This window comes from Desulfoluna sp. CLI2B (genome assembly GCF_056847375.1).
This window is the reverse complement of sequence record NZ_CP186557.1, coordinates 461,612-487,484: the sequence shown is the minus strand read 5'-3', so window position 1 is coordinate 487,484 and position 25,873 is coordinate 461,612. Positions and strand designations below refer to the sequence as shown.

The following is a 25,873-nucleotide window of genomic DNA, read 5'->3' as shown; positions in this document are numbered from 1 at the left end:
GATATACTGTCGCCCACCAAATATGTCACAGCAGCCAAGACGGCATCCTTGCAGAAGCCACGACAAGCAAAAAACGCCGGGTGACACTGAAACACGCGGCAAATGTGCCTTTCTCCACGGGCGCAACCGCGGCGGTCACGGCACCATGTTAACCTTTGAATAAAAGAGTCCTCCATGCCCTCATCCATTCCCTGTATCGGCATCATTCCGGCACGCTACGACTCCTCCCGGTTCCCAGGCAAACCCCTGGCCCCCATCGCCGGAAAGCCCATGTTCCAGCGCGTCTACGAGCGAGCCTCAAGCTGCCCGTCCATCAGCCGTGTTCTCTTGGCCACCGACGACAACCGGATATATGACGCGGCCAAAACAGCCGGCGTGCCCGTGGTAATGACCTCGTCAGCCCACCGAAGCGGAACCGATCGCGTCCTTGAGGCGGCCAGGATCATCAACGCCCCCGAGCACGCCGTCATCGTCAATATCCAGGGTGACGAGCCAGCCCTTGCACCGGACATGCTCACTGAGCTCACGGCGCCCTTTTTCACAGACCCCGCCATCCGGGTCACCACCCTGGCCACGCCCATCTCACCGGAGGAAGCAACAAACCCCAACCGCGTCAAGGTGGTCACCGATGAAGCGCACCGCGCCCTCTACTTCTCAAGGTCACCCATCCCCTATCCCCGTGACGACGCCTTTGACGGGTACCTGGGACACGTTGGACTCTACGCCTTCCGCATGAAGACCCTGGAGGTATTCGCAACCCTTCCCCAGGGGACCCTGGAACAGGTGGAAAAGCTCGAACAGCTCCGGCTCCTTGAAAACGGCATCCCCATGCACGTGGGTATCACCTGCCACCAAAGCGTGGGCGTGGATCATCCAGACGATATCCCCATCGTGGAGCAACTCCTCGCACACACACCAGACCAATAAAGACCCGGCAGATCGACAGCAAAGGGCAACCTCACCTGAGGTTGCGCCATTCAATTTGAACCGAGCACACAAAGTGAAACCACCCCATGCCTGAACAATCCCGAACAACCCCTACCCTTGCCGTTGCGGTCATCGTTAAAAATGAAGCGGACAACCTGTCCGCCTGCCTGAAAACCGTTGAGGGATGGGTCGATGAGATCGTCATCCTCGACTCGGGCAGCACCGACGCCACCGAGGAGGTGGCCAGGCAGTTTACCGACCGATTCTTCGTCAACGCCCAGTGGCCCGGCTTCGGCCCACAGCGCCGCATAGCCCAGAGCCACGTCAAATCAGACTATGTCCTCTGGCTGGATGCGGACGAACGGGTCACCCCGGAACTTCGCGCCAGCATCCAGGCGGCCGTTGCGGCCAACGCCCCTGCAAAGGTCTTTCGCATCTCCCGCCTGAGCTGGGTGTTCAGCCAGTCATCCGGCATTGCGGCTGGTACCCGGACCGGGCGGCGGCTGACCCCACCGGCCTCACTCGCTATGACGATTCCCTGGTCCATGAAAAGGTGGAGCTCACCGATGATATGGCTGTGGAGGACCTGTCAGGGGATGCCATCCACTACACATACAAAGACCTGCACCACTATCTGGTCAAATCGGCGGGATACGCAAAGGCGTGGGCTGAGCAGCGGGAATCGCGAGGAAAAAAAGGAAGCATCTCCCAGGGCATCCTGCACGCCCTGGGCTGTTTTTTAAAGATGTACGTTCTCAAGGTAGGATTTCTGGACGGCAAACAGGGATTTTTGCTCTCCCTGCTGTCGGCGCATTCCACCTTCGTGAAATACGCCCATTTGTGGATCATGCGACAAAATCAGATGCCCATGGATTGATCGTTGACAGGGCCTCAGAAATATCAATGCGGCCCATGTCCGTCTCCCCGTCCGCACCGCCGCCTTCGGGCGGACAAAAGGCCAGGTGCCGCCCCTCCGAGTTGAGGGGCATCCATCGCAAGGGGGTTGAGGAGCGCCGCCGGGGGAAAAATCCCACAGTGGGAACATCCAGGGCCCCTGCAATGTGAAGGGGCCCCGTGGACCCGGCAAGAAACAGTGCCGCACAGGCGATGGACGTCGTAAAATCCACCAACCCCTCGTTTTTGTCATACAACACCGCGTGGCGTCCCCGCTCTTCAACCATGGACAGCAGCCTCCGGGCATTGTCCTCTTCCCCCGGCCCTGCCGTCAACACCACCTCGCAATGGGAAGGAAGCCCGCAGATCAGTTCCGCATACTGCCCCAAAGAAAGATTGTTGGCAGACCCGCCGGACCCTGCATGCACAAACACCCACGGTTTTTCCAGTGAAATAGCAAGCTGCTCGGCAAGCACCCCGCGCTGCAAAGCGACCTGCTCTTCGGGCAACGCCACATAAGGAGGCCGGACCTCCACGGCGGGTTGCCCCAGGTCGACAAGAAAACGGCAGATCAAATCCAGATTGTACTGAAACTCGGGCTTTTCCGATCGGGATCGGCGCTGCCTCAGGCGATGGGTATAGAGAATCTGGGCCAGCTTGGTGGCCGGCGCCAGGCGATACGGGATACCCGCCTTCCGCACGAGAAGGGCATTGTAGGTCGTGGAAAACAGGTTGATGGATGCGTCAAACCGGTGGCCCTTAAGCTCTTTGACTACCTTCGCCCGGTCAGCGTTGCTTCCCTTTTTGGTGGGGTCAATGATCACATCATCGATCCACGGACACAACCGCGCCAGATCCGCCGTGTACCTTGGCACCAGCGCTGCGATCCGGCACTCCGGAAGGGATGCTTTAAGCATGGCAAAACTCGGCCACGCCAGCATAAAATCACCAATTTTGTCATTACGTACCACAAGGATTTTTTTCATGTACAATTCCGGACACCTGACAGGTATAAAATCTGAGCAGTCACTTAACCATCTAAAATTAAACAGTCAGTCAACGTCTCTTGTAATGCGCTGCGATACGTTTTCTGGATTCATCGGCCTCTTGTTTTTTTTCCAGAACCCAAAACGTATGCTTGTTCAGCAATGTCTTGGGTGACAGGTTAAGGGCGTATTGATTCCAGAACAGCTTGAGGGCAGACTTGTCGTGCTTCCACCTAAAACAGTTCCTGACAAAAGCATAGGTCGAAAGAAGGTAAACAAATGGCCCAACCAAGGGCAAAAGAGCCATGGACGACTTGCTCTTCTGGCATGGAACCCGTTCAACAATATCAAAACCATTCAGTGAAGAGATGGTCCTCAGGCTGTGGGCGGTGGGCGTAAAGAGGTGACCGTAGTAAATCTGGTCGCTCCCTTCCGAGTGCCAGATACTGTCCACTTCGGACGGAGGCATGTTTCGCAAGGTCTCCCCTTCATGGACAAGGGACGTGAAGCGCCCCACCAGACACGACTTGTTCGGCACGGTCATCACCAATACCCCCCCGGGTTTCAACAACCTGTTGAATTCCCGAAACAGCTTCATGTGATCCGCAATATGCTCAATACCTTCCTGACAGAGAACCAGATCCGCTTCGTGGTCGCCAAGGGGGATTCCATCTGACATGTCCGCAAACTCTGTTTTGATGCCCTCCGCTTCCATGAATGACGGAAAAAGATCAAATGCCAGTACAGTGGCCCCTTTTTCCTTCATAATCGCGCTGGACCGCCCGTCGCCCGCCGGAATATCCAAAACAACGGCGTTTTTTAATTTATCCAACGTATTAAGGTAATCTGCCACATATTTGCTGATGCCTTCATAAACCATACGTTTCATGCTTCATCTCCACATACCACCACAATAATAAGTTAGCGCATAAGAGACTCAATCAACGAACATCTTACAAGACAACTATCCATACCAAACAAAAAAGACCGATTGCCTTATCGTTGGTAAACGACCTGAAAAACCTTGTCCAACATTTGGTTACACATCATATGTCAACTCTTCACACCACGTGACTCCATCCTTGATTTCCACCGCAGGGTTTCCCACCGCGACTTTATGTGATCCTATGACCCGTGTGACCACGGAATGCAGTCCGATAATCGAATGATCCCCGACCCCCCCCCCTTTCAACACCGTACCCCCGTCGGCAATCCAGACATGTTCTCCGATAGCGATGCTTTTGGCAGGATTGATTCGTCGGCTGTCTTGAATAACATTGTGCCCGTCACTTGTCATGATTTTTACATTGCGTGAAAACGATGTATTTTTATCGACAGTAATGGAGATACCATTCTCCTTGGCAGACAGATAACACTTATGGCCGATTCGGCAGTTTTCACCGATCACAATGGAACAATCATTTCCGACAATCTCCAAAAACGTATCACGGATACTGACCCCTTTGTGGATGACCAACCTGTTGTTCTGCCCCTTGATGGAAATAAAGCACCGCCTGACGCGAGCCGCCCTGTCGATTCGTACAACGTGATCCCCCCTGATCCGCACTTTGTTTCGAACGTAGAACAAAATCTTATTCAACATCATCTTTCATGCTCCACCAGCTTGAATTGAAAGGCAACCCAGACGCCCTGTCGATCAAACCACAAAATTGCTCCGAAGGAAAACCACCTGCAGCATGGAGACAGGCTATGGCAACTCTCTTTTTTTTATCCCATTGGCGCACCAGTGGGAATTCTGTTTCAATTTTCCTGAATAAACTCCAAAACTCTTGCTATAGGATTCGTTTCTATCCGTCATCGGATGGTGGAGGTGATATTGAACGGTGTTGAACTTGGTGGACATAAAACGAACCCCCACAAGCCTCAACCGGCGCTCAATATCGGTATCCTCCCCGATACACGCACTTTCAAAATCCTCATCGAACCCATTGATTTGAAGCAGTTTTTCCCTTGAGACACAAAAGTTAGAGCCCACAATACCATGCTTCCGAATGGACAGCCGAAACGGCAGCCAGATTGCGTTTTCCTTTCGCTTGCTGTCGGAACATACAATGGACGGCAGGTTCACCTGCCCGATGCCCAAAATCCCATTCAGGAGTCTGTCCGTAAATGACTTGCCCAACATCACCCGGCGACCGAAAAGGCAGACATCTTTTTTGCAGCGCTTTGCATACTCCGAAATAAACCGGGGGTGCAATGCGCAATCCCCGTCGATAAACACCAGGAATTTCCCTGTCGCCACGGCCACCGCTTTGTTGAGAATCCTGCACTTTCGAAACCCGTGATCCCCTTGGGTAAGGTGCGTTATTGAAACCGATGATCGCACCCTGTAAGAATCCACGACCTCTTTGATGGCGGCGTTGCTTCCGTCTTCAGCCACAACAACTTCAAAATTTGTATCCCTTTGCCGCAACACAGACGACAGAACTATGTCGAGAAAATCAGCTCGATTGTAAACAGAAATTATCAATGTAATGTTCATTGTTTTTCCACAACATAAAAAACGTATTTTGCCTAAGGTCGGGACTCTCCGAAGCATATCTCCCGACCGGCCGACGTCACAGCGAGGTCAAAACCCCCAGCATTTCCTGAAATTGAGTCTGCTCATCAAAACAATCACAGGCCCGTTTCCGGCCCTCTTGGGCGATCTGCTCCCTCTCCTCACCATGGGTGTAAAGATACCCGATCTTGTCGGCCAGGTCCCGGCTGTCCAGACTCTCGAATAACAGTCCGGACCGACGATCCTCAATGATCTCAAGGGGACCTCCGCGATTACTCCCGATGACGGCAACACCGCACTTCATGGCTTCAATGAGAACCATGCCGAAGGTCTCCTCCTCCGGAGGCAACACCACCACATCACAGGTCTGCATAAGTTCCTGCACATTGGTCACAAACCCGGTAAACACGATATTCGACTCCAGTCCGTCTCGCTTCAAGTCTGCCTTGAGGTCTTCAAGATACGACTCCTCCATGGCGTCCCCCACAAGAAGGGCCTTGATCTCCATCCCCTGTTGCTTCAACCGTTTTACGGCATCAATAAGAAGATACTGTCCCTTGCCCTCCTCGATCCGGGCAACCACCCCCACGGTAAACGAAGCCCCTAAGGCATACTGCGCACGCAGAGCCTGTTTCCGGTCTTCATTAATGGGCTGAGGTGTTTTGGCTCCGATATAGTGAGTCTCCACCACAGGCCTCACGCCAGAGGGAACATACGCCTCGATCTGCTTCTGGACCTGCCGGGTAACCGCAATCATCATGTCCATGTGCTTGTACAAAAACTTATGGTACACATCCCCTTTGAAGCGGGTCATGGTCATGTGCCGGGACTGCACCAGCTTTGGTTTCTTCCGGGAAAAAAGCTTTGCCAACACGGCAATGGGGATATCCTTTGTCCAGTGGATATGGATGACGTCAATGTCCTCTGCGTCGATGATACCCGCAATTTTCCTGGCAGTGCGAAACGGCAGGAGCTTGGGCGGCTTCCGAAGGGAAATACACGGCACCCCCGCTTTGTCAAAGGCCCCTTTCAACCGCCCCGCCTCCGACACAATGCAGGTCAGATTCACCTCGGGAGCAAGGAAAGTGGAAAGCCTCAAGGCATAAAGTTCAAGGCCTCCTAAGTCCGGAGACAGGCATAACTGAAGAATATGTTGGTTCATACGAAATACCCCGTATCCTTAAATCCATTACGATGAACGCATCACCCGACAGGCCGCCCGAAAATACGCTACCCGCCATGGTATACAGCCATCTTATGTGACCGAATCCACCCTGTGTTCCGTATTCCGGGCAACCATCAAGCCACCGAAAAGAACCAAGACAAGCAAAATCCCGCCGTACGAAACAAGCTCACCATGAAAAAACTGGCTCGCCAGAAAACCCGCCCCTCCGGAAATAGCGGCCTGCACATACACGGCCTGTTCTGGGGGAACCCAGGCCAGGCCCCGGATAAGCTGATAAAATATCAAAACACCACACACAGAAAAAACCAAAAAAAAGAGCAACCCACATTCAGCCAACAACTGGATGTAGCTGTTGTGAAAGTTTCCTGGAAACGTATTGCTCCAAGGATACTTCTTTTGATAGGCCTCGGGCTGTGAGGTGTAAAAGGCCTTGAACTGCTCGTCGATCTTCTCCCGGCCAGCCCCTAGGAACAGGTGCTGTTTGGAAAAATCCAGCCCAGCACGCCACAGCTGGAGCCTGGCAAGATTCGAATGGTTGGAGGTGGTATCCCCGATGGACTTGAACTCCGTAATTACCTTCCCTGCAGGGCCGATACTACAGGCGATCACCACTAAGACAACACCTGCAACAAGGCACTTGCGATTAAACAACAAAGCATACACCCCAAGTCCCAAGATGACACCCAGCCAGGCCCCCCGGATGGCGGTCATGATCATCCCCCAGAAAAGCAGCCCCCCGATGCAGACCAAAACAACAACCCAAACCGCGCCTATCTTTCGCCTGAAGGAACCGTTTCCGAGATAGACCACAATGCCCAGGATAGTGACCATCAGCATGTCTGCGGTACGCCCGACGGCATGCCTGCCATGAAACAACCCAAACACACGCTGTCCTGGGTCTGCCATCCCCCAAGACACAGCCACCACACCCGAGAAAAGCACCGCCCCCAAAAGCCATCCAAATCTCTTTTCATCCCGGATCGCACTGGCAAGAACAATGGGAAGAAAAAAGAATTTCATGTCGTTTAAAAACGAAGCCACGGAGGCCAGTCCGCCTGAAATTGAAAACAGGGCCGTGACGGCCCCTACCCCAATGGGAATAAGAAAAAAGGAGAGGTACTTATTTTCTGTTAAAAGTGGCTGCCTGTTTAACCCCGCAGAGACAAGCCCAATCAAAAGCAGCAGCCCTCCCAAAGAGTTCATGGCAGCCTTGGAGACGAACACAAAGAGACAAAAAAGAATGGCAAGCCCGAATGTCGCCTTGTCCAAATAGCCGCCCAATATTTCTCGTCGACTTACTACGATAGAGTCCTGTTCTTCCACACACCGCTCCTGAAGAATCATCAAAACATGCCATCAGAAAAGCCTGAACGCATGACGTTATTTTTTTGCATTGCGAAAACATAAGGTTATTGCCAGCACATCATGGCAGGGCAGGGCAGGGCATATGGAAAGGGGCTTCGCGAAAACGAGGCAACACTGATTTTTGAAACGTTCTGGTCCCGTGGAGCGATCACTTTCGTCCTTGATATCCGATCCAAACAGCCCCAACCAAACCCAGGTGGTCACCAAAGCTGCGTCAACCCGCCCGAAACCGCAATGTACGGATAAAAATCACCGCTACGTGCGAGCCATGACGTTCCTCAGAAATGAAAACAAGATGCATCCATCGCCCCCCTGAATCGCCATACAGCCCAGGGTAGTATTTTTGAAAAGTGATATCACAACCTGGAGGCTGTCACAACGCCATAAACAGAACGTCTTAAAACATAACAAGAGAACGGATGTTTGAAGATCCTTCCCGCCTGCCTGATACGGTCATGGGATATCGCTTCATTGCTCTCATTCCGGGTTTCCCGTTTACCGAAGGCCACCGGCAAGATCACGGATATTACCTTCGCTCACGATAAATCATACGTATATTCAATGGACTTTTTCCCACAATGTTTATATATTCAGCTCGAAAATTATAGCGATCTTCCGTAATCGACACTTACGCGCTTGCGCGAAAAAAAGCGACCATAATGAAAAAATTCTCACACGTTAAAAATTTCACAGGGTACATGGCCAAGGTGTACCATGAAGTCGTCAAACGACCTGAAAAGCAGGATATCCTCGATATTCCTGCGGGAAATGGCCTTCTGTCCCAAAAGCTCGCCGAAGCAGGCCACAACGTCGTCTGTGCCGATATCAACGCCGAAAAGCCGGACTATGTATATGCCGACATGGAAGCGAGCCTCCCTTTTGAGAATAAACGTTTCGATACCATCCTCTGCTTAGAAGGGGTCGAACATGTGATCGAACCGAACAGGCTCATTGCCGAGCTGTGCAGAATCTGCCGGTCAGACGGACGCGTGATCATCTCCCTGCCCAATATCCACAACCTGTACAGCAGGTTCCAGTTCCTCTTTACCGGGACGTTTTTCCAATTTGAGCCTTACGCCAACCAGCCCGCCCTTGAGCATGAAAAAATCGACAGGGGCCATATTTCATCCTTGAGTATTGTTCAGCTCAAATACCTGTTCGCATGCCACGGGGCTGAGCTCATTGGTATAGATGGAGACAAGTTCAAGCGAAAAATCCTGATTCCCCTGCTCTCTCCGATTCTGCTCCTGGGATTTGCGTGGCTCCAGATGCCGAAATTCCGGAACAGATGGAGCGGTGGCAAGGCATCAAAATCCCCCAACTGGATGTTTCAGCACAACCTGCTGTTCAGCCGGTCGCTCATTCTGGTTTTCGAAAAAAAAGAGGACGGAACAACCTCACCCAAATGACCTACGCGGAACACCACTGAAACAGACCTTATATGAAAATACTGATTGTCCAGACCAGTTTCTTGGGGGACACCATCCTCTCAACGCCCGTCATCGAAGGCATTAAAAGCCTCCATCCCGATGCGGAACTTTGGATGATGACCACCCCCTTGTCCAGCCATCTTGTGGCCCACGACCCACTGATCTCCGGAGTCATTCCCTATGACAAGCGAGGGAGCGCCAAAGGAATCAAGGGACTTCGGGCCATGGCAGCACAGGTGAAAGCCATGGGTTTCGACCGCGTCTACTCCCTTCACCGATCCATCCGCACCAGTGTGATGCTTGCCCTTGCAGGGATCCCGGAGCGCATCGGCTTTTCCAATGCCAAGGGGCGCTTTCTCTACCATCGGACCTTTCGGCGGGATCCGTCGGTGCATGACGTACTGAGAAACCTTGCCATCCTTAAGGGCGAAGCCGACATCACCACCTTGAAGGCCGACATGCGCCTTTTCCCGCCCCCTGATGCTGACATCTCCGAGGACCTCAAACGCGCCATGCCCCCTGGCCCCTTTGCCCTCATGGTGCCGGGAAGCGCCTGGGAGACCAAGATGTGGCACTCCGAAGGCTACCGTGCGGTTGCCAAGGCTCTCTTGGACAAAGGGCTCTCCGTTGTGGTGGCTGGCGGACCGGCCGAAGCCGAGGCCTGCAGCCAGGCATCCCAAGGGATCCCGGCCATAAACCTTGCAGGAAAGACGGGCATCGGTGAGATGATCTGGGTTGCCAGCCGGGCGACAGTAATCATCTGCAACGACAGCATGGCCCTTCATATGGCCTCGGCCCTCAAGGTGCCCAACGTGGCAATCTTCTGCTCCACCACCCCTGCCTTCGGCTTCGGGCCCTGGAAAAACAGAGCCATTGTGGTGGAAAAAGAGCTTCCATGCCGCCCCTGCGGCCGACACGGGAAACGAGAGTGCCCCAACGGCACCGAAGCGTGCATGCGGGAAATCACCCCGCAGCAGGTGCTCTCCGCCGTGGAGACCCTCCTGGCAGAGGAGCACTCATGAAGATCGGACCTTACACTGTCACAAGCCCCCTTGCCCTCACACACGACGAAGCGGCCCGCCTTATACAGCGCCTGCCCCACACCCTGGCGCAGACCACCAAGACCCTGGGAGGGCGAGGCTCCCTGCAGTTCATTGACGGCATCGCCGGAAAGCATGTGGCCATCAAGCCCTTCCTGAGGGGAGGGCTCCTGGGCAAGGTCAATCGAAAATTCTACATGGGGTGCGGACAGAGCAGGGCCGCTCGGGAGTGTGAACTTCTGGCAAGGTTCGCAGGAACGGCCGTCAAGGCCCCTGTTCCCCTGGGCACCATTGAATCGGGCAAAATCCTTCGATGCTGCTGGCTTCTCATGGAGACCGTACCCCACGACCACACACTGGCCACAGCCCCTCTCCCCGAAGTCCGGCTGGAAGCCCTCTTTGTCCGCCTTGCCCCCCAGATGAAAGCCCTGCTCGATATGGGAATCCACCATGTGGACCTGCACCCGGGCAACATCATCGTCACTGAAGGGGACCTGCCCGTTCTCATTGATTTCGACAAGGCCCGGGAAGGGGTCGGTCCCAGGCAGGAGCTTGCTGACCTCTACGTCAAAAGGTGGCTCCGGGCCGTGAAAAAACACAACCTGCCCGAAACCCTCAGCCATCATTTCATACGTATCATGGACGGTCTGTAGCCGATCCGGCATAGCGTTCAAGGGCCAGATCGATCTTTTCCGTGACATCGGATACGGAGATGTACTCCATGCGCCCTGTCTTAAAATAACGCCTGGCCCCGTTCTCTTCCGCAGATTCCGTGAACCGGTCGATGAGAAGCTCCTGAAAGCGCCGGTAGGGTCCGCAACGCCTGGGATTGGAATACCCGAACAGACTCACGGTGGGTACGTTGAGGGCCACGGCCATGTGCAGGGGTCCCGTGTCCGGAGAGACCACAACCGTGGAGCCCGACAGCACCACGAGAAGATCCCGAATGCCGTTTTGAAGGGCAATAACGGGCTTTGTTTCAGCCAGGCGGCTGATTTCATCTGCCAGGGCTTTCTCCCGCGGACTGGGGCCTCCTGTAAGAACCGGAACCAGGCCTTTTCGAGCCACATGATCCACAGCCTCAGCGTAGCGGTCCGCAGGCCAGTCTTTGTCGGGGCTGGAAGAAGCCACCACAAAGGTAACGGCCGGAGCCGCCAGGCCGTCAAAAAAGGCCGACCGCTTGTCCTGCTCGGCGTCGGTAAACCCGAAATTCCACGCCACAGGGTAACCCGTTACACCCAGGTACTCCGCAAACTCAAAAAACTGGTCCTGAACGTGGCCCGGGGTCTTCTTGGGAATGCGCCGGTTGGAAAAGAGCCACTGACACTCCCGGGACCGGGCCATATCAAAGCCCAGTTTGAGCCGCCCCTTGATCAGGGTAGAGATGGCGCTGGCCTTGATGCTCACCTGGAGCATGAGGAGCACGTCATACACCTCTCCCTTGAACCGTTTCCGCAACGCCTGCCAGTGCTTACGCCCACCTTTGCGATCAAAGAGCACATAGTGATCTGCCGCACCCTGATGCTTGACCATCTCATAGGCCAGGGGCTGTAGCACCCAGGTGATCTCCGCGTCTGGGTATCCGTGGCGCAGGGCCTCCACCAAGGCCATGGCATGGACCACATCCCCCAGGGCCGAAGTTCGAATCACACATATCTTTTTAGCCGGAATTTTATCCATTCCCACATCCTTCCCACGTTTTAACTCGCCGGTTTAAAAGGCCGTGTTGCCCTTGCCGGAAGGCCATGTTTTCGGTAACCATGGGAGAGGGAAAATCCCCTTCCACTGCCGGGCAACGCTGTGATATGACTTGATGCACAAAAAAAGCCACCTCACACGAAGCCCAACACCAGCCATCCCGTGTGTCCATAACCCAAACAACGACTCTGTGATACCATGACCCGATACAAAGAGATAGACATAACCAAGGTCCGGACCTACTCCGCCACCCAGCGCCCTTCCAAAGTAACCACCTCCCTTGAGGGCACCCCTTGCGAGGCGGGAACCTCCATGGCCCGATTCTTCCAAAACCTTCCCGGGATTTTAAAGGCAGGGGACCTCCTGGCCGTGGCCCGTGCCGTGGTGGAAGCCAAGGCCAAGGGCAAGCCCGTCATGGCCATGATCGGCGGGCACGTCATCAAGACAGGCTGCTCACCCATCCTGGCCGACCTTGCCCGGCAGGGATTCATCACCCACTTTGCATCCAACGGCGCTGCAGGGATCCACGACACCGAGCTGGCCCGCTTCGGCCACACCTCGGAAGACGTGGCCGCCCAGCTGGAAGACGGCTCCTTCGGCATGGCCGAAGACACGGCCGCCCTGGTCAACAACGCCGCGGAACGGGCAGCTGAAGGCACCGAAGGGTTCGGCCAGGCCGTAGGCGCCATGCTCATCGAAGAGGACGCCCCCCACAGGGGCCGGGCGCTTTTGGCCAGGACCCACGAGTTGGGGATCCCCTACACTCTCCACGTTGCCCTGGGCACCGACATTGTTCACCAGCACCCCACGGCCAAGGGAGCCGCCATCGGCGAAGCATCCTTAAGGGACTTTCGCATCTTTGCCCACAGCGTCTCCAACCTTGGAGACGGCGGGGTGGTCCTCAACTTCGGCAGCGCCGTCATCATGCCCGAAGTGTTCCTCAAAGCCCTGGCCGTGGCCCGAAACCTGGGACACAAAGTCACCCACTTCACCACGGCAAACTTCGACATGATCCAACATTACCGGCCCCACGTCAACGTGGTCTCCCGCCCCGTCATGCCGGGCGGCAAAGGCTATGCCATCACAGGCCACCATGAGATCATGATCCCCCTGCTGGCCTCTGCCATCATGGAGATCGAAGCCGGTAGCCTGTAGCGCCCGAGCACGTACACCCAAACGAAGGAAACCTGACACACCATGCACATCAACACCGATACCTTCAGCACCACACGCGTCCTTGTGGTGGGCGACGTCATGCTGGACCGATACATCTGGGGCGAGGTGGAACGCATCTCACCCGAGGCCCCGGTCCCCGTGGTCAAAACCGGTGAGACCACCGAAATTTTAGGCGGCGCAGGCAATGTGGCCGCCAACCTGGCCGGATTGGGATGCCAGGTGACCCTGGTGGGCCTCCTGGGAGACGACGAAACCGGCAGGCGCGTCACCTGGCTTGCACGAGACATGGGCATCGCAACGGACGGCCTTGTGGCTTCCAAAGAGCGTCCCACCACAACAAAAACGCGCATCATGGCTCAAAAGCAGCAACTCTTCCGACTGGACAGCGAGGTTGCCGCCATCCTCTCCGAAACCGATGAAGCGCAGCTCCTGGCAACCTGCCGCTCAACCCTGGAATCCGCCGACGCCCTGATCCTCTCGGACTACGGCAAAGGGATGATGCAGACCGAAGGCGTCTGCCAGGCCCTGATCCGCATGGCTACAGACAAAGGGATTCCTGTGTTTGTGGACCCCAAGGGGAGCGACTGGGACCGCTACCACGGCGCCACCTGCGTCACCCCCAACACCAGCGAGCTTGAGCTGGTCGTGGGCCACCGCCTCACCCCAAGCGAAGCGGCCGTCACCGATCAGGTGGAAGAGACCCGCACCACCTACGGACTGGCCAACCTTCTCCTCACCCGGGGGGCCGACGGCATGTGCCTCAAAGCAGGGGCTGAAGACGCCCTGTTCATCCCCACCGAAGCCCGGGAGGTCTTTGATGTCTCCGGCGCCGGGGACACGGTCATCGCCACCCTGGCCGCAGCCGTTGCCGCAGGACTCCCCTTTGAGGCATCCGCTCGCCTGGCCAACGCGGCCGCAGGCATTGTGGTGGGTAAGCTGGGAACCCGGCCTGTCACCATCGGCGAACTCAAGCAGGATGAAGGGACAGAAAAATGGGAGCCGGCTCGACGCTGCAACCGTCCAGACACCACCCACGCCGTGCCTGGCAGGACAACGGCCAACGGCGGCGGTCTCCGACCAGCTCGACCTGTCCCCTTCCCACCACGGCCACGTGGACATTCTCCACAAGTCCCGGAACTTAGGGGATCGTTTGGTGGTGGGACTCAACAGCGACGCGTCCGTACGCAGGCTCAAGGGAAGCCGTCGCCCCATCGTGGGTGAAGAGGACCGCGGCGCCATCTTGAGCGCCCTCTCCTCCGTGGACCTTGTTGTGATCTTTGACGAAGACACCCCCATTGAACTGATCCGGGCGTTAAAGCCCGATATCCTGGTCAAGGGAGCGGACTACAAGCCCCATGAGGTGGTGGGCAAAGAGGTGGTGGAGAGCTACGGCGGCCGCGTGGAACTCGTGCCCCTCATGGAAGGCCGCAGCACCACGGGGATTGAACAGCGTATTTTAGACAAGCAGTAATAAACTTTAGCCATCACGGCCAACAGACGGCGTAAAAAAAGGCGACACGGTCATCCGTGTCGCCTTTTGTGTTCTCATGTCACCATGATCAGGGCGCCAGCCCGACCATGGTGTTGGCCTTTGCCGGAAGGGCATCCCCTTTCATGATCCGCCACCACCCCAGGGCACGCCAGCTCTGCACAAGCCGTGACACCTCGCCGGTGTCCGGAACCTCGGCCTCCTCGGCGTAGGGCAGATGCTCCACACGGCTGCCGGAGATCATGTACCCAGGGGTCACCATCATGCCCCGCCCGATGCCCACCTGCCTGCGATCCGGGTCCAGCATGCTGGTGCCCAGGCTATGATAGGCATGACCCTTTGGGGCCGCCAGATCGAGCAGAGTCGGCATAATATCCAGGTGACTCCCTGCCACCTGCTTGGGGATGGGAACCCCGCTGAGCACCTCTTTTCCGTACAGCACAAAGGGGACACTGCGGCTCTCGTAAAGGGATGGGTGTTCGTTCAAAAATTTCCGTGACCAGTGGTCCCCTGTAATGGCGAACAGGGCCTGGGGAAACCGCTTTTCCGCTGCCCGGACAAACCGCCCCAGCTCATGGTCCGCATACCACAGGTGACCAAAGGTGGCCAGGGGGATCTTTCCGTCGTACACCTCCGAAAGCTCAGGGGGAATCGCCTTTAAAGGAAAGCCCTTGCCGTACACGTCTATATCGTAAGGCGGATGGTAGGAGGTGGAGAGGATCAGGTTAAAGGATGGCGTCTCTTTATCAAGCTGTTTCACGATAAAATCGAAGAGGTCCCCGTCATCCACGCCCCACTCGTTGCCCTTGAGCCAATCGCCCATGTGGTTGCCGCCGTAGCACGCATCAAACCCCTGGTTCAGGGCGAAGTCCTCAAGGCGCTGCCAGGAGAGATAGCCTCCGTAAAACAGGTTGGTCTCATATCCCAAATCTTTGAATTGAGGGGCCATGGAGGTGGGAAATGGTTTCTGGGCTGCGGGCTGGTAATTGGTGATAACTCCCACATCGGGGAGCCCCGTCATTATGGCGGACAGGGAGACCATGGTCCCGCTGCTGGCAGAAATAAAGGATCGCACCTGCATCCCCTCTTTCCCCAGTCGCGCCAGCTCAGGCATCAGGTTCAGGGAGCGGTACCGCTCAAGGGTGGACCAGCTGTCCATACTCTCCATGACAAAATAAAAAATATGCTTGGGCCGCTGTGCTGCCGCCCCCCGGCTGGTCCGGGCCATGGCAGCGTCCAGGGAATTTCCGGGGGCTTCGCCAAAGAGGGAGCTCACAGCCCCTTGCATATCTCCGTCCGGTAAAATGCTCTCAAGACCTGCAGCGCTTGCCACCTTTTTGTGGTGCTTTACGGTGTAGCGAAGGGCGGACCAGGGGTTCAGCACCATGCGGTTCAAAAAGGAATCCCGGGTGACGGAAGCATCCTTCAGCTGCACCGGCCTGCTCACAACCGACCCCCGTCCGCAAAAGGTCACGATGCAGAGCATGCAGGCCACGGTCACCGCTTTCATGGGCAGAGACTTGCCAAGATAAGAGAACCAGGCATCAGGAAAGACAGGTGTCTTGATAAATCGTAAGGCACATTTCAGGGCCAAGAAATAAAAAAGAACCGTTGCCACGGTGATGGTCACCACAGGGTAGCTGGTCCACGCCGACTTGATCACAGCACCAAAGTCATCGTACACCGCCCCGAAAATCCACTGGTTAAAGGTGTCCTTGTATTCAGTGACGAACATGAAGTTCACCGAAAAGACAACGGCGTTCAACAGCAGGGCGATGCGAGCCATCCATGCCCGCACCACGGTAGCGCCCCTTGAGACGTCCGCAAACGCACACAAGATCGAGGTGAGAAAGGTGGGAATCAGAACCAACACGGATACGCGGCCGTCAAACCGGAGCCCACTGAAAAAAGCAAGGATATAGTCTGTCAGGCCGATGCTTCCAGTCACGGCATCTCGAAACATCACAAGGACAAACAGACGATAAAGCTGCAAGGTAAGGATCAAAAACAAAAGCAGTTTCATATCCTTCTGCAACTCAACACAAAACGCCTTCCAAGACAGGCGCAACTTCCTGGGGTACTGCATACAACGTCTCCTGAAACACACCGATACATATTCCCATGCTTCGCTCTTATTTGTAAGAAGCGGCAGCAGACTTCGATCATCCCGGTGCGATTTCTTTGTATGATCCTTACCGAAGCCCTGGGGCAGGATCATCATTCGGAGGCCTATTTAATACATTTACCCGCAGAATTAAAGCCATTTCTCCGTTGTCAGTTCCCATCGACCACCTGCGACTGGGTTGATAAAGCCACAATGCCTCCTGCCAAACAGATATGCTGCGCAGGGTCCACATAAACGCTATGACACCCTTGGGGATGATGGAAAGGCCGTACGGATGGGTCATGGGATGAATTAAAAAAGGAGGGGGAAAGACAGGAAAAACCGGGAAAGATGCCGAAGGGGAGCCGCTCCCACACGAACTCCCCTCCGGCGTTGACATAGAATCGTCAACTAGGTCCATAGCACACAACAAGGGGTTTTCACAGCATGAAAGCGTATTCGCCATGCGATTACCCCCGGATGGACCTGTGCGGAGAGCCCCCCAAAAGGAAGAGAGGCGACCGGAAACAGCAACATCGAACCGTTGTAAGCATCCGGCCCCCGTGCCGATTCAGGTCTCCCTCAGCGGGGCGCTTTTTGAAAAATCATGGCCTGGATGCGGGGCAAAAGGATTTCCCAACAAAACCGGAGCCAAAAAAGCGCTACCCGTATTTATTGACGAATCAGGGATTCTAAAAGGGCGGTGACGGCAGGAAGGTCCTGATTGAATTCGATGGAAACCATGATGGTGGCAAGGGGCATGGAAGCCATGGTTCGCACCTTGACCCTGTCCTTGTCCGTGGTAAGCAGAACGGAGGCACCACAGGACCTGGCCCGGGCCTCCAGGGCGGCGACCTCCGCCTCGGTGTAGGAGTGATGATCGCCAAAAAAGCAGCGTCCGGCAATGGTCACACCGAGCCTTTCGGCCCCCTCTTCCACGGCATGGTTCTTGGCGATGCCGGAAAAGAGAAATACCGGCCCCAGTTCATCCGGGCTAACGGGACGCCCCGTGCCGTCAACAAGGGAGGCCCGGTGGGTGGACGAAAGCACGGGCAGAGAAGCGACCATGCCCCTCAACTCCTTGGGCAGATGGCCTGAAAATCCATGGACATCCCCTTGGCCTGCGCGGGTCAACACAACGGCGTCGGCCCAGGAAAGGGCGGACAGGGGTTCACGCAAGGGTCCCCTCGGCAGGACATGGCCGTTTCCAAAGGGGCGGCTGCCGTCGGCAAGGAGGATATTCAGGTCCCGGGCCAGGCGGATATGCTGATAGGCGTCGTCCAGGATCACCACATCGGGCCGAAACCGATCGCAGGCTTCCATGCCTGCCGCGACCCGATCGCTGCCGATGACCACGGGCACACCGGGAAGCTGCTCGGCCATCATCACCGGCTCATCACCGGCCTCATGGGGGGAGAGAAACACAGCGTCTCCGTCGGAAACCACGGCCCCCCTTTTGGAGAGACTCCCGCCATACCCACGGCTCACGATGACCACCCCGGCCCCTTTCTGTTGAAACCACCGGGCCGCAAAGAGGGTCATGGGTGTCTTGCCCGTGCCCCCGGCGGTGAGGTTGCCGATGGCCACCACCTTTGCAGGCAGGCGTTTTTCCTCCAGCAGCCCCTTTTCATAGGCCGCCCGCTTGGCCCGACCCAGGGCGCCGTACACCTTGGAAAGCCCCAGAAGGGCAAACTTGGGCGAAAACGGTGAGGTCCGCCCATCGTCTTCAAAGGCACGTTCAATGTAATCCGTCATAGTCCCCATACAATCACTCGTTTCCCTTTACGAAACCCAGGTGCCCGTCACTCCACGTCCTGCAGCAGGAGTCCGCCCCCGCAGAGGAACACCACATCGGCGGCCCATGCTGCAACAAAGGGTGGCAGCATTTCGCCGTACCCCAGGGAGAGGCAGAGGCTGTAGAAGACCCAGAAGAGAAAGGCGGCGCATATGCCGATGCCCACGGACACAGGGATCCCTTCATGACGCTCCCGCGTGAGGGCAATGCCGGAGCCGATCATCACCATCATGAGGCAAAGCAGGGGAAAGGCCATCTTGGCGTGAAAATCCACCCGATAGCGGGTGACATCGTACCCCTCTTTTTCCATCTTCCGAATATACTCCCAGAGGTCGAAAAAACTCATCTCCCGAGCCTGTTTGACCACGCTGCCCAGGTCCTCGGGCATCACCCCCACCATGTCGATGGCGGCCGACACATACTGAGAACGCTGACCGCCGGACTCCACGGGTTCCTGGACAATGGCATCCTCAAGGGACCAGCCCCTGCCCGTATACACCCCGGAGGCGGCGTCCACCCGGGCGCATGGTACAAGCGCGCCTCATCGGCAAACCGGGTGATGGAGACCCCGGACAGGGTCTTGGTGGCGATGGTGTAATGCTTGATGTAGATGATCTCCCGCCCGTGCCGCAACCAGATATTGTTTCCGTGGGTGGTCTGGATATTGCGTTTTTTGATCTCCACCATGCGGATATAGGTGGCCTTGTTCAAGGCCACGGGAACCAGGGTTTCCGCAAGGATAAACACGAGGAGGGTCAAGATGATGCCCGCCCACGCCAGGGGCTTCACCAGCTTCCAGGCGCTGATCCCACCCCCCATGAGGGCCACCACCTCATTGTTTCTCCGCATGAGCCCGAAGAGCACCACGCTGGACAACAGGGCGCACACCGGGGTCATCATCACGATGATCCCCAGGTTCCTCATCACCACGAATCCCACCCCGTCCAGGAGGTTGTAGTTCGCCCTGAGGAACTTTGAGATCCACGAAAGGTAATCAATGGCCACCACCAGGAAGAAGACCACCACCTGGATCATGGCAAAATACTTGAAAAACTGTTTCAGAACATACCGCTGGATGATGTTCATGATTGCCCTCCTTTCCGGAAGGGCCGGATGACCCGGCGTACACACGACAGAATCAACCCGCCCAGAACATCAAACCCCAGGGTCTTCTCCCGGGAGACCCGCACCAGAAACACCAGGCCCGCGCTTCCCATGACCACGTTGCCCATCCAGAGGGCCAGTTCCGGCGGAACCGCCCCGGACTTGCCCAGGGACCATCCCGATGCATGCATCACATAATAAAGAAGAAAACAGACAAGGCCCAGCCCCATGCCCGAGCCCTTGCGGGAAAAAGCACTCCGAAGCCCCAGGGGAATGGAGAGGATTCCCAGGGTCAGGGCCGCCAGGGCCAGGGCAAATTTTTCGTTGAGCTCCATGATGGCCGTATCCGGATTGCGCCCCGCCTTCTTCTCCGATGCGATATGGGCGGAAAGCTCCGACAGGCTCATTTCGTCCCGGGCCTTGCTTCCCAGCTTCTTCTTGGAGCTGAGCTTCCCGAAATTCACCCGGATGTCGTAGGTGGAAAAGGCAATGGCATTGACCGACCGGTTCTTCAGATTCACCTGGTTGACCTCACCGTCAAAAAGGCGCAGGGTCAGGGTCTCGGCCTCTTTGGAGAAAAACCTCACCCCCCTGGGGGCTGAGATGGCCACCTCGCTTTCGGGGTTCCGGGTGTCCCGGATAAACACACCGTGGAGGCTCTTGTCCTCAGGGTTGATGCGCTCCACATAGAGCATGACCCCGTCGAAGTTGGTGTTGAAGGTGCCCTCTTTCAAGGAGGCGTCCACACCGGCGGAGGCGATGTTCACCACCATTTTTTTATAGGAGTAGTTCCCCCAGGGGACACCGTAAACCGTCACGGCCAGGGTCAGCAGAGGGCTAATTGCCACACAAAAGGCCCCCACCGGGTACAGGATGGCGGAAAGCCCGGCGCCGCCTGCCTTGATGGCGACAATCTCCCGGTCGGCGGACATGCGTAAGAGGGTCAGCAGCACCGCCATCATCACGGACATGGGCAGGGTGTACTGCATCATTACAGGAAGGGTATAGCCCACCATGGCAAGAACCGTGGAAAGACTCGCCCGGTAATTCACCACCAGGTCGGTGATGTCGATGATTTTGGTCAGGAGAAAGACAAGGCTGAGAAAGCCCAGGCACAGTAAAAAAGGCTGCAGCAGCTCTTTCAGAATGTAGCGATTGATAATGGTAATGGAGGTCACCTATCACTGGTATAAAAAGACAAAAAAGCGCCTTCGGCGGCCCTGCCGGAGGCCAAACTTTTGAAAAGTTTGATAAACAGGTTTCAAAGGCTCATTCGGTTTATTGAAGCGGATTCGGCTGTCAAGCCAAAGGCAGAAGCTTTACGATTGATTCATTCACGCCGGAGGCAGGCTGCTGTTCATGACGCATGCATGCCCAAAAGATCCCGGGCCACCCAGACCACCTCCCCGATCACTTCAAAACCGGTCAGATCGGCCAGATAGTCCACGGCTTCGGCCTTGTTGTCGGAGAGCACACGCACGGCAGCCCCTTCCGTATAAAGTCGCTTGACCTTAATGGCGTCGCCTTCGCGAAAGGCAAAAATGCCCCCTTTAAACCGGCCATCTTCCCCTGTTCGGGAACGGTCCACCATGACGGTATCCCCGCTTAAAATCATGGGGGCCATGGAATCACCGGCCACATCAAACAGCACAAGGGACGACGGATTGCCCTTTTTCCGAAGCCAGATTTCGCCAAAGGGACAGGTCTCAAGCACCTCGGCCGTGGTCTCAAAGGAGCCGCCGCCACCGGACAAGGTGGCACGGTACTTGGGAATGTAGACCAGGGCGTTGACCATGCCGGCGCCCTCTCCCCCGGTGTACCCGTTCAAAAGCCAGGTGATATCGCAGTCCAAGGCCTTGCAGATCCTGAAAATGGCATCAATGGTGGGGGATGTGCCGCTTTTCCATGATTCAAAGGCACCGGTCAGGCCCACGGTGCGATCCAACTCACCCAGGCGCCCGCCCCACTCCCGCGCAACCAGTTCCTCCAGATTATGGAGAAACACGTCTCTGTTCCACTTCATAATCCCACTCTTTCACCGCCCGGGGCGCCCTTGCACCCCGCCGGTCCAAGGACCATTGCCGACGCACGGCCCCGGGGCTTCCCAAAGCCTGCACGTGTGACGTAAGAATGCCCGAATCATAGCCAGAGGATGACGGGTTGTAAAGGGTTTCAGGGCTCACATTTTCGTGCCAGAACAGCGCAGGAGCCCGACGGCAGGGCAAGGTCCCCGGCAAAAACAAGCCCGGCCGCCTCGACCATGGCCCGCATCTCACCGGTGGTGTACACTTTCCCGTTGTAGGTGTTCAGCATCATGTGAAGGTCGTACATGCCTCCTGCCTCGCCCCGGTCCCGGTAAAAGTCATGAACCACCAGGGTGCCGCCCTGGGCCAGGAGCCCGGCAGCACGCCGCACGATCCCCAGGGTCTCCTCGTCCCCCTGGCAGTGCACCAGGTTGGAGAGCAGAAGAAGATCGGCCCCTTCACAGGCGGAAAGGTCCCAGCTCTCATCCAGCAGGTTCACGCAGGAAAGGGTCACTCGGTCAAAGGCTGAATGACTCGCCTTGGTCTCGCCAAAAATCCCCACCACATCATCCAGGTCGGCAAGGGAGCCTCTCCAGCCGGGATGCCGTTCCAAAAAGGCAAGACTGTAAGCCCCGGAGCCAAACCCCAGCTCCACAAAGAGGCCCTGCTCGTTGTCCGGCCTCACCACCTGCCAGAGTTCAGCCGCCCGAATGCGGGCTGCCTCATCCATGGCCTCGATGTACTGGGCCAGGTCTTTTTTGTACTCTGCCTCGCTCTTCTCCGATGCGGCGTAGACACGTTCGCCTTGCTCCAGGGTCTTTCCCAGGAGAGCCCAGGAGTCGTAGAGCCGTTTTTCAAAGGCCAGGGTACCGGCCATGGGATGGGGCGCATCTGCCCCGAAGAAAAGCGCCCCTTCCTCGGAAACCCTGATCCCCCGCGGGGTCTCTTCCAGAAGCCCCAATACACACAAGGCCGCAAGGGCACGGGCCCCGAAGGATGGGTCCCACCCCACCTTGCGGCAGAGTTCCTCGGCCGTCACAGGTTCAGCGCCCACGATCTCGAACATCCCGGCGTCAAAGGCTGCCTCAAGCAACCGATAATGGCGATACCCCGTGAGCACGTTTTTGAACTTCAAGTACGGTGTCATCTCACCCATCCATTTTCCAAAAATCACATACAAAAATACCCCTGCATGGCGTCATGCAGGGGCATCGTATCACAACCGGTTACAAAAATAACATTACCCTCTGGTGTGGGGATCCTTGATGGCCACCTCGTCGAAGGTGAGGACATCGGCCAGGATGCGGGTGGAGGCGTCCAGGAGCTCCATGGTCAGGGCCGCCCCTGTGCCCTCGCCCAGGCGAAAGCCCAGGTCCAGAAGGGGATCCACGCCCAGGTGATCATGCATGAAGGTGTGCCCCACCTCCACGGAACGATGGCTGGCAAAGAGGTACTCCTTGGCCGTAGGGGCCAGATCCCCTGCAATCAGGGCCCCTGCCGTGGAGATGAACCCGTCGCACACCACCGGGACGCCGTGGGCCGCAGCCCCCAGAACGAGCCCTGCCAGGGCGCCGATCTCGTAGCCGCCCACCTTGGCCAGCACGTCCACGGGATCCTTGGGGTCGGGCTTGTTCACCTCGATCCCTTTTTTGATCACGTCGATTTTGCGCTGAAGGGCCTCATCGTTGATGCCCGTGCCACGCCCGGTAAGGTCTTCCACCTTTTCCCCGGAGAGCACGGCGATAATGGCCGTGGAGGGGGTGGTGTTGCCAATCCCCATGTCCCCGGTGCCGAGCATGTCCAGCCCGCCTTCGGCCACGAGTTCGTTCACAATCTCAATGCCGGCCTCAATGGCTGCCACAGCCTGCTCGCGGGTCATGGCCGGCCCTTTGGTAAAGTTCTCGGTGCCCCTGGCCACCTTTTTATGGATGATGGGAAGAGACGGATCAAAATCGGCCTTGACGCCGATGTCGGCCGCCAGGGACTCGGCCCCGGCGTGCTTGGCCAGCACGTTGATAGAGGCGCCCTTGATCACGAAGTTGTGGACCATCTGCTCGGTGACCTCCTGGGGAAACAGGCTCACACCCTCCTCCACCACGCCGTGGTCTCCGGCACAGGTCACCACCACCTTCTTTTCGAGCTTCACATCGATTTTACCGGCAATGGCTGCAAGGCGGGCGGACAGGGGTTCCAGCACCCCAAGACTCCCCTGGGGCCGCGCCTGGTCGGCCAGGCGGGCAAGGGCAAGCGTCTCAATCCCGCGATCGATCCCCACAATGGAACCGATGGTCTTTTCGAGCAATGTCATTCAGAACCCCTCCTCAATCAATCCAGTCAAAACATGCGCCCCCATGATGCCAGTGGTTGGAGACATGGCACCATGGGGACCAAAATGGTCGTTCGTAACAAATCGTCTTTGTAGCGATTCAACTTGCCTCCGGCAGGACCACCGGAGGCATTTTAAGCTGAATGGCTACACGTCAATAACCCGTACCGTTGATCACGGGCACAGCCCGTCAGCGAATGCGACAACCCGAGGTACGAGGGTTGGAGCATTCGCGAACCTGGGTTACCCCTTGTAGATCTTGTCGCCTTTGATGTCGGGCTGGAAAACCTCCATCCCCTTTTTCATGGCGCAGAAGTCGCCGCACATGGTGCAGGTGTCTTCCTGCTCGGGGGTGCGCTCTGCACGGATGGACTTGGCCACCTCCGGGAAAAGGAGGTGTTTTTCCAGATCGTCCCAGCGCATCTCGCGACGGGCCATGGCAGCCAGCTTCTCGGTTTCGCGGCGGTTGGGGTACTTGGCGATATCTCCGATACGGGTGGCAAGGCGGGTGGCGCGCACACCCTCACGCACATCCTGAACCGTGGGCAGGGCGGATCCTGGCGGGGGTGATGTAGGTCAGGGTCTGCGCCGAAACGGGCGGAGCTGGCCGCGCCGATGGCCGCCGTGATGTGATCGTACCCGGCGCCGGTATCGCAGGGGATGGGGCCGAGGACGTAGTAGGGGGCGTTGCCGCTCATGCGCTTTTCAAGCATGATGTTGCCCTCGATCTCATCCAGGGGCACATGGCCGGGGCCTTCCACCATCATCTGGCAGCCCATCTCGCGACCCAGCTCGGCCAGCTCGCAGTTGATGATCATCTCGGCCATCTGGGCGCGGTCGTGGCTGTCGTGGATGGCACCTGCACGGATTCCGTTGCCAAGGGAAAGCACGGCGTCGTATTTTTTCATGAGGGCACAGACGCGGTCGAACTGCTCGTAAAGGGGGTTTTCACGCTTGGTGGCGTCCATCCAGGCCACCATGAAGGTGCCGCCCTTGGAGGCAAGACCGCCGTACCGGAAGCCCTGGGCGCGGAGGCGCTCAATGGTGTACTGGTTGATGCCGCAGTGGATGGCCATGAAGGAGAGGCCGTCGTCGAGCTGCTGCTCAATGAGATCGAAAAGGTATTCGGGGTCGAGCTTGGAGGGATCCTGATACTTGCGCCCGGTCTCCTTGAAGGCCTGATAAAGGGGCACGTTGCCCAGGGGAAGGTTGGTGGCTGCCAGCACCTCGCGGCGGACAAGGTCCAGGTCCCCCCCGGCGGAGAGTTCCATGAGGGTATCGGCGCCCTCTTCCTCTGCGGCCAGGGCTTTTTCAATTTCGCTCTTGATGTCGCAGATATCGGAGCTGGTCCCGATGGAAGCGTTTACTTTGGTACGGAGGCCGGTACCGATGCCCACGGCAGGGCCTTTGTGCTTGGGGTTGTTGGGGATAACGATCTCCCCTTTGGCCACCAGGTCACGGATGACCTCGGGGGCATGCCCCTCTTTTTCGGCAACCTGCTGCATCTGGGGGGAAACCACGCCCTCCCGGGCCAATTCAATCTGGGTCTTGTCTACAGCCATTGTATCTCTTCTCCTTACAAGCATATCGGCGGGCTCATAAAATAAAGTACCGCCACCATGATTCGTTCGGCCACCGACTCCAACGGCGCCCCGGTTCCACCCGGGAGATCACCCGATGCCGCCATGAAATCCGTCTGTCGAAAGAAAGCAAGGAGTACGAACAGACAGCGCCGGAATTTCATGATCATTCCCACCAGCACCAACCCGTGCCGGTGAAACGCACCGATTTCAGGCAATAAAAAAAGG

24 protein-coding genes and 1 pseudogene are annotated in these 25,873 nt (G+C 56.9%); 8 read left to right on the top strand and 17 right to left on the bottom strand.

What is annotated here, in order from left to right; genetic code table 11:
* Positions 1-174: 174 nt before the first annotated feature.
* Positions 175-927 carry a 3-deoxy-manno-octulosonate cytidylyltransferase gene (gene kdsB, locus ACOYW2_RS02370; protein WP_482769266.1) on the top strand — a complete coding sequence of 251 codons (753 nt, stop codon included), beginning with the start codon at positions 175-177 and terminating at the stop codon, positions 925-927.
* Positions 928-1,013: 86 nt separating this feature from the next.
* Positions 1,014-1,670, top strand: a complete 657-nt coding sequence (locus ACOYW2_RS02365) for a glycosyltransferase family 2 protein (RefSeq protein ID WP_482769265.1) — start codon at positions 1,014-1,016, stop codon at positions 1,668-1,670.
* Between the two features lie 102 nt (positions 1,671-1,772).
* On the opposite strand, the gene ACOYW2_RS02360 is transcribed toward ACOYW2_RS02365, so the two are convergent.
* From ACOYW2_RS02360 to ACOYW2_RS02335, 6 genes are all read right to left on the bottom strand, one after another.
* Positions 1,773-2,807, bottom strand: coding sequence for a glycosyltransferase family 9 protein (locus ACOYW2_RS02360; protein WP_482769264.1), 1,035 nt, complete (start codon positions 2,805-2,807; stop codon positions 1,773-1,775).
* A 70-nt stretch (positions 2,808-2,877) separates the two neighbouring features.
* A complete protein-coding gene (locus ACOYW2_RS02355; RefSeq protein WP_482769263.1) occupies positions 2,878-3,696 on the bottom strand; it encodes a class I SAM-dependent methyltransferase in 819 nt (272 codons plus the stop codon).
* A 150-nt stretch (positions 3,697-3,846) separates the two neighbouring features.
* On the bottom strand, positions 3,847-4,413 hold the full coding sequence (locus ACOYW2_RS02350) for an acyltransferase (protein WP_482769262.1): 567 nt from the start codon (positions 4,411-4,413) through the stop codon (positions 3,847-3,849).
* A 102-nt stretch (positions 4,414-4,515) separates the two neighbouring features.
* Positions 4,516-5,310 carry a glycosyltransferase gene (locus ACOYW2_RS02345; protein ID WP_482769261.1) on the bottom strand — a complete coding sequence of 265 codons (795 nt, stop codon included), beginning with the start codon at positions 5,308-5,310 and terminating at the stop codon, positions 4,516-4,518.
* 76 nt (positions 5,311-5,386) lie between these two features.
* Positions 5,387-6,490 (bottom strand): glycosyltransferase family 4 protein, encoded by a 1,104-nt coding sequence (locus tag ACOYW2_RS02340; protein ID WP_482769260.1) that lies wholly within the window; start codon positions 6,488-6,490, stop codon positions 5,387-5,389.
* A 93-nt stretch (positions 6,491-6,583) separates the two neighbouring features.
* Positions 6,584-7,837 (bottom strand): O-antigen ligase family protein, encoded by a 1,254-nt coding sequence (locus ACOYW2_RS02335; protein WP_482769259.1) that lies wholly within the window; start codon positions 7,835-7,837, stop codon positions 6,584-6,586.
* 701 nt (positions 7,838-8,538) lie between these two features.
* Between ACOYW2_RS02335 and ACOYW2_RS02330 the strand changes: the two genes are divergently transcribed.
* From ACOYW2_RS02330 to ACOYW2_RS02320, 3 genes are read left to right on the top strand one after another with little or no spacing between them, the layout of a single operon-like run.
* Positions 8,539-9,288, top strand: a complete 750-nt coding sequence (locus ACOYW2_RS02330) for a class I SAM-dependent methyltransferase (RefSeq protein ID WP_482769258.1) — start codon at positions 8,539-8,541, stop codon at positions 9,286-9,288.
* Positions 9,289-9,320: 32 nt separating this feature from the next.
* Positions 9,321-10,331 (top strand): glycosyltransferase family 9 protein, encoded by a 1,011-nt coding sequence (locus ACOYW2_RS02325; RefSeq protein WP_482769257.1) that lies wholly within the window; start codon positions 9,321-9,323, stop codon positions 10,329-10,331.
* A complete protein-coding gene (locus ACOYW2_RS02320) occupies positions 10,328-11,002 on the top strand; it encodes a lipopolysaccharide kinase InaA family protein (protein WP_482769256.1) in 675 nt (224 codons plus the stop codon). Before ACOYW2_RS02325 ends, ACOYW2_RS02320 begins: the two co-directional genes overlap by 4 nt.
* Here ACOYW2_RS02320 and ACOYW2_RS02315 read toward each other — a convergent pair.
* Positions 10,986-12,029: a glycosyltransferase family 9 protein gene (locus ACOYW2_RS02315; protein ID WP_482769255.1), complete on the bottom strand. Its 1,044-nt coding sequence runs from the start codon at positions 12,027-12,029 to the stop codon at positions 10,986-10,988. The genes ACOYW2_RS02320 and ACOYW2_RS02315 overlap by 17 nt on opposite strands.
* Before the next feature lie 216 nt (positions 12,030-12,245).
* Here ACOYW2_RS02315 and ACOYW2_RS02310 point away from each other — a divergent pair, with 216 nt between their 5' ends.
* From ACOYW2_RS02310 to ACOYW2_RS02300, 3 genes are read left to right on the top strand one after another with little or no spacing between them, the layout of a single operon-like run.
* Positions 12,246-13,202: a GSU2086 family protein gene (locus tag ACOYW2_RS02310; protein WP_482415040.1), complete on the top strand. Its 957-nt coding sequence runs from the start codon at positions 12,246-12,248 to the stop codon at positions 13,200-13,202.
* Positions 13,203-13,244: 42 nt separating this feature from the next.
* A complete protein-coding gene (rfaE1, locus tag ACOYW2_RS02305; RefSeq protein ID WP_482769254.1) occupies positions 13,245-14,444 on the top strand; it encodes a D-glycero-beta-D-manno-heptose-7-phosphate kinase in 1,200 nt (399 codons plus the stop codon).
* Positions 14,335-14,694 (top strand): nucleotidyl transferase family protein, encoded by a 360-nt coding sequence (locus ACOYW2_RS02300; RefSeq protein ID WP_482769253.1) that lies wholly within the window; start codon positions 14,335-14,337, stop codon positions 14,692-14,694. The genes rfaE1 and ACOYW2_RS02300 overlap by 110 nt, the downstream gene beginning before the upstream one ends.
* 88 nt (positions 14,695-14,782) lie before the next feature.
* Here the strand turns inward: ACOYW2_RS02300 and ACOYW2_RS02295 are convergent, their stop codons facing one another.
* From ACOYW2_RS02295 to ACOYW2_RS02250, 10 genes and pseudogenes are all read right to left on the bottom strand, one after another.
* Positions 14,783-16,735: an LTA synthase family protein gene (locus ACOYW2_RS02295; protein WP_482769252.1), complete on the bottom strand. Its 1,953-nt coding sequence runs from the start codon at positions 16,733-16,735 to the stop codon at positions 14,783-14,785.
* A gap of 753 nt (positions 16,736-17,488) precedes the next feature.
* Positions 17,489-18,571, bottom strand: coding sequence for a tetraacyldisaccharide 4'-kinase (gene lpxK, locus ACOYW2_RS02290; protein WP_482769251.1), 1,083 nt, complete (start codon positions 18,569-18,571; stop codon positions 17,489-17,491).
* A gap of 47 nt (positions 18,572-18,618) precedes the next feature.
* The gene (locus tag ACOYW2_RS02285) at positions 18,619-19,110 is read right to left on the bottom strand and encodes an LptF/LptG family permease (protein WP_482769250.1); all 492 of its coding nucleotides are present in this window, start codon (positions 19,108-19,110) and stop codon (positions 18,619-18,621) included.
* Entirely contained in the window at positions 18,999-19,697 is a 699-nt protein-coding gene (locus ACOYW2_RS02280; RefSeq protein WP_482769249.1) for an LptF/LptG family permease, read from the bottom strand. The genes ACOYW2_RS02285 and ACOYW2_RS02280 overlap by 112 nt, the downstream gene beginning before the upstream one ends.
* Complete coding sequence (lptF, locus tag ACOYW2_RS02275; RefSeq protein ID WP_482769248.1) at positions 19,694-20,893, bottom strand: LPS export ABC transporter permease LptF; 1,200 nt, start codon at positions 20,891-20,893, stop codon at positions 19,694-19,696. The genes ACOYW2_RS02280 and lptF overlap by 4 nt, the downstream gene beginning before the upstream one ends.
* 179 nt (positions 20,894-21,072) lie before the next feature.
* Complete coding sequence (locus ACOYW2_RS02270; protein WP_482769247.1) at positions 21,073-21,738, bottom strand: S24 family peptidase; 666 nt, start codon at positions 21,736-21,738, stop codon at positions 21,073-21,075.
* Positions 21,739-21,887: 149 nt separating this feature from the next.
* Positions 21,888-22,886, bottom strand: coding sequence for a methyltransferase (locus tag ACOYW2_RS02265; RefSeq protein ID WP_482769246.1), 999 nt, complete (start codon positions 22,884-22,886; stop codon positions 21,888-21,890).
* A 93-nt stretch (positions 22,887-22,979) separates the two neighbouring features.
* On the bottom strand, positions 22,980-24,047 hold the full coding sequence (gene cobT / locus ACOYW2_RS02260; protein ID WP_482769245.1) for a nicotinate-nucleotide--dimethylbenzimidazole phosphoribosyltransferase: 1,068 nt from the start codon (positions 24,045-24,047) through the stop codon (positions 22,980-22,982).
* A gap of 261 nt (positions 24,048-24,308) precedes the next feature.
* Positions 24,309-24,584: a phosphomethylpyrimidine synthase ThiC gene (locus ACOYW2_RS02255; protein ID WP_482421529.1), complete on the bottom strand. Its 276-nt coding sequence runs from the start codon at positions 24,582-24,584 to the stop codon at positions 24,309-24,311.
* Between the two features lie 122 nt (positions 24,585-24,706).
* A pseudogene (locus ACOYW2_RS02250) lies at positions 24,707-25,570 on the bottom strand (phosphomethylpyrimidine synthase ThiC); the annotation flags it as partial.
* Between the last annotated feature and the right edge of the window lie 303 nt (positions 25,571-25,873).

Bases quoted from the DNA above. Each gene is read 5' to 3' on its own strand.
- ACOYW2_RS02345 (WP_482769261.1), bottom strand. From the start codon at position 5,310: ATGAACATTACATTGATAATTTCTGTTTACAATCGAGCTGATTTTCTC.
- ACOYW2_RS02280 (WP_482769249.1), bottom strand. From the start codon at position 19,697: ATGAACATCATCCAGCGGTATGTTCTGAAACAGTTTTTCAAGTATTTT.
- ACOYW2_RS02315 (WP_482769255.1), bottom strand. From the start codon at position 12,029: ATGGATAAAATTCCGGCTAAAAAGATATGTGTGATTCGAACTTCGGCC.
- ACOYW2_RS02325 (WP_482769257.1), top strand. From the start codon at position 9,321: ATGAAAATACTGATTGTCCAGACCAGTTTCTTGGGGGACACCATCCTC.
- ACOYW2_RS02265 (WP_482769246.1), bottom strand. From the start codon at position 22,886: ATGACACCGTACTTGAAGTTCAAAAACGTGCTCACGGGGTATCGCCAT.
- ACOYW2_RS02350 (WP_482769262.1), bottom strand. From the start codon at position 4,413: ATGATGTTGAATAAGATTTTGTTCTACGTTCGAAACAAAGTGCGGATC.
- ACOYW2_RS02270 (WP_482769247.1), bottom strand. From the start codon at position 21,738: ATGAAGTGGAACAGAGACGTGTTTCTCCATAATCTGGAGGAACTGGTT.
- kdsB (WP_482769266.1), top strand. From the start codon at position 175: ATGCCCTCATCCATTCCCTGTATCGGCATCATTCCGGCACGCTACGAC.
- ACOYW2_RS02360 (WP_482769264.1), bottom strand. From the start codon at position 2,807: ATGAAAAAAATCCTTGTGGTACGTAATGACAAAATTGGTGATTTTATG.
- ACOYW2_RS02365 (WP_482769265.1), top strand. From the start codon at position 1,014: ATGCCTGAACAATCCCGAACAACCCCTACCCTTGCCGTTGCGGTCATC.
- rfaE1 (WP_482769254.1), top strand. From the start codon at position 13,245: ATGCACATCAACACCGATACCTTCAGCACCACACGCGTCCTTGTGGTG.
- ACOYW2_RS02320 (WP_482769256.1), top strand. From the start codon at position 10,328: ATGAAGATCGGACCTTACACTGTCACAAGCCCCCTTGCCCTCACACAC.
- ACOYW2_RS02295 (WP_482769252.1), bottom strand. From the start codon at position 16,735: ATGAAACTGCTTTTGTTTTTGATCCTTACCTTGCAGCTTTATCGTCTG.
- lpxK (WP_482769251.1), bottom strand. From the start codon at position 18,571: ATGACGGATTACATTGAACGTGCCTTTGAAGACGATGGGCGGACCTCA.
- ACOYW2_RS02330 (WP_482769258.1), top strand. From the start codon at position 8,539: ATGAAAAAATTCTCACACGTTAAAAATTTCACAGGGTACATGGCCAAG.
- ACOYW2_RS02355 (WP_482769263.1), bottom strand. From the start codon at position 3,696: ATGAAACGTATGGTTTATGAAGGCATCAGCAAATATGTGGCAGATTAC.
- ACOYW2_RS02310 (WP_482415040.1), top strand. From the start codon at position 12,246: ATGACCCGATACAAAGAGATAGACATAACCAAGGTCCGGACCTACTCC.
- ACOYW2_RS02340 (WP_482769260.1), bottom strand. From the start codon at position 6,490: ATGAACCAACATATTCTTCAGTTATGCCTGTCTCCGGACTTAGGAGGC.
- cobT (WP_482769245.1), bottom strand. From the start codon at position 24,047: ATGACATTGCTCGAAAAGACCATCGGTTCCATTGTGGGGATCGATCGC.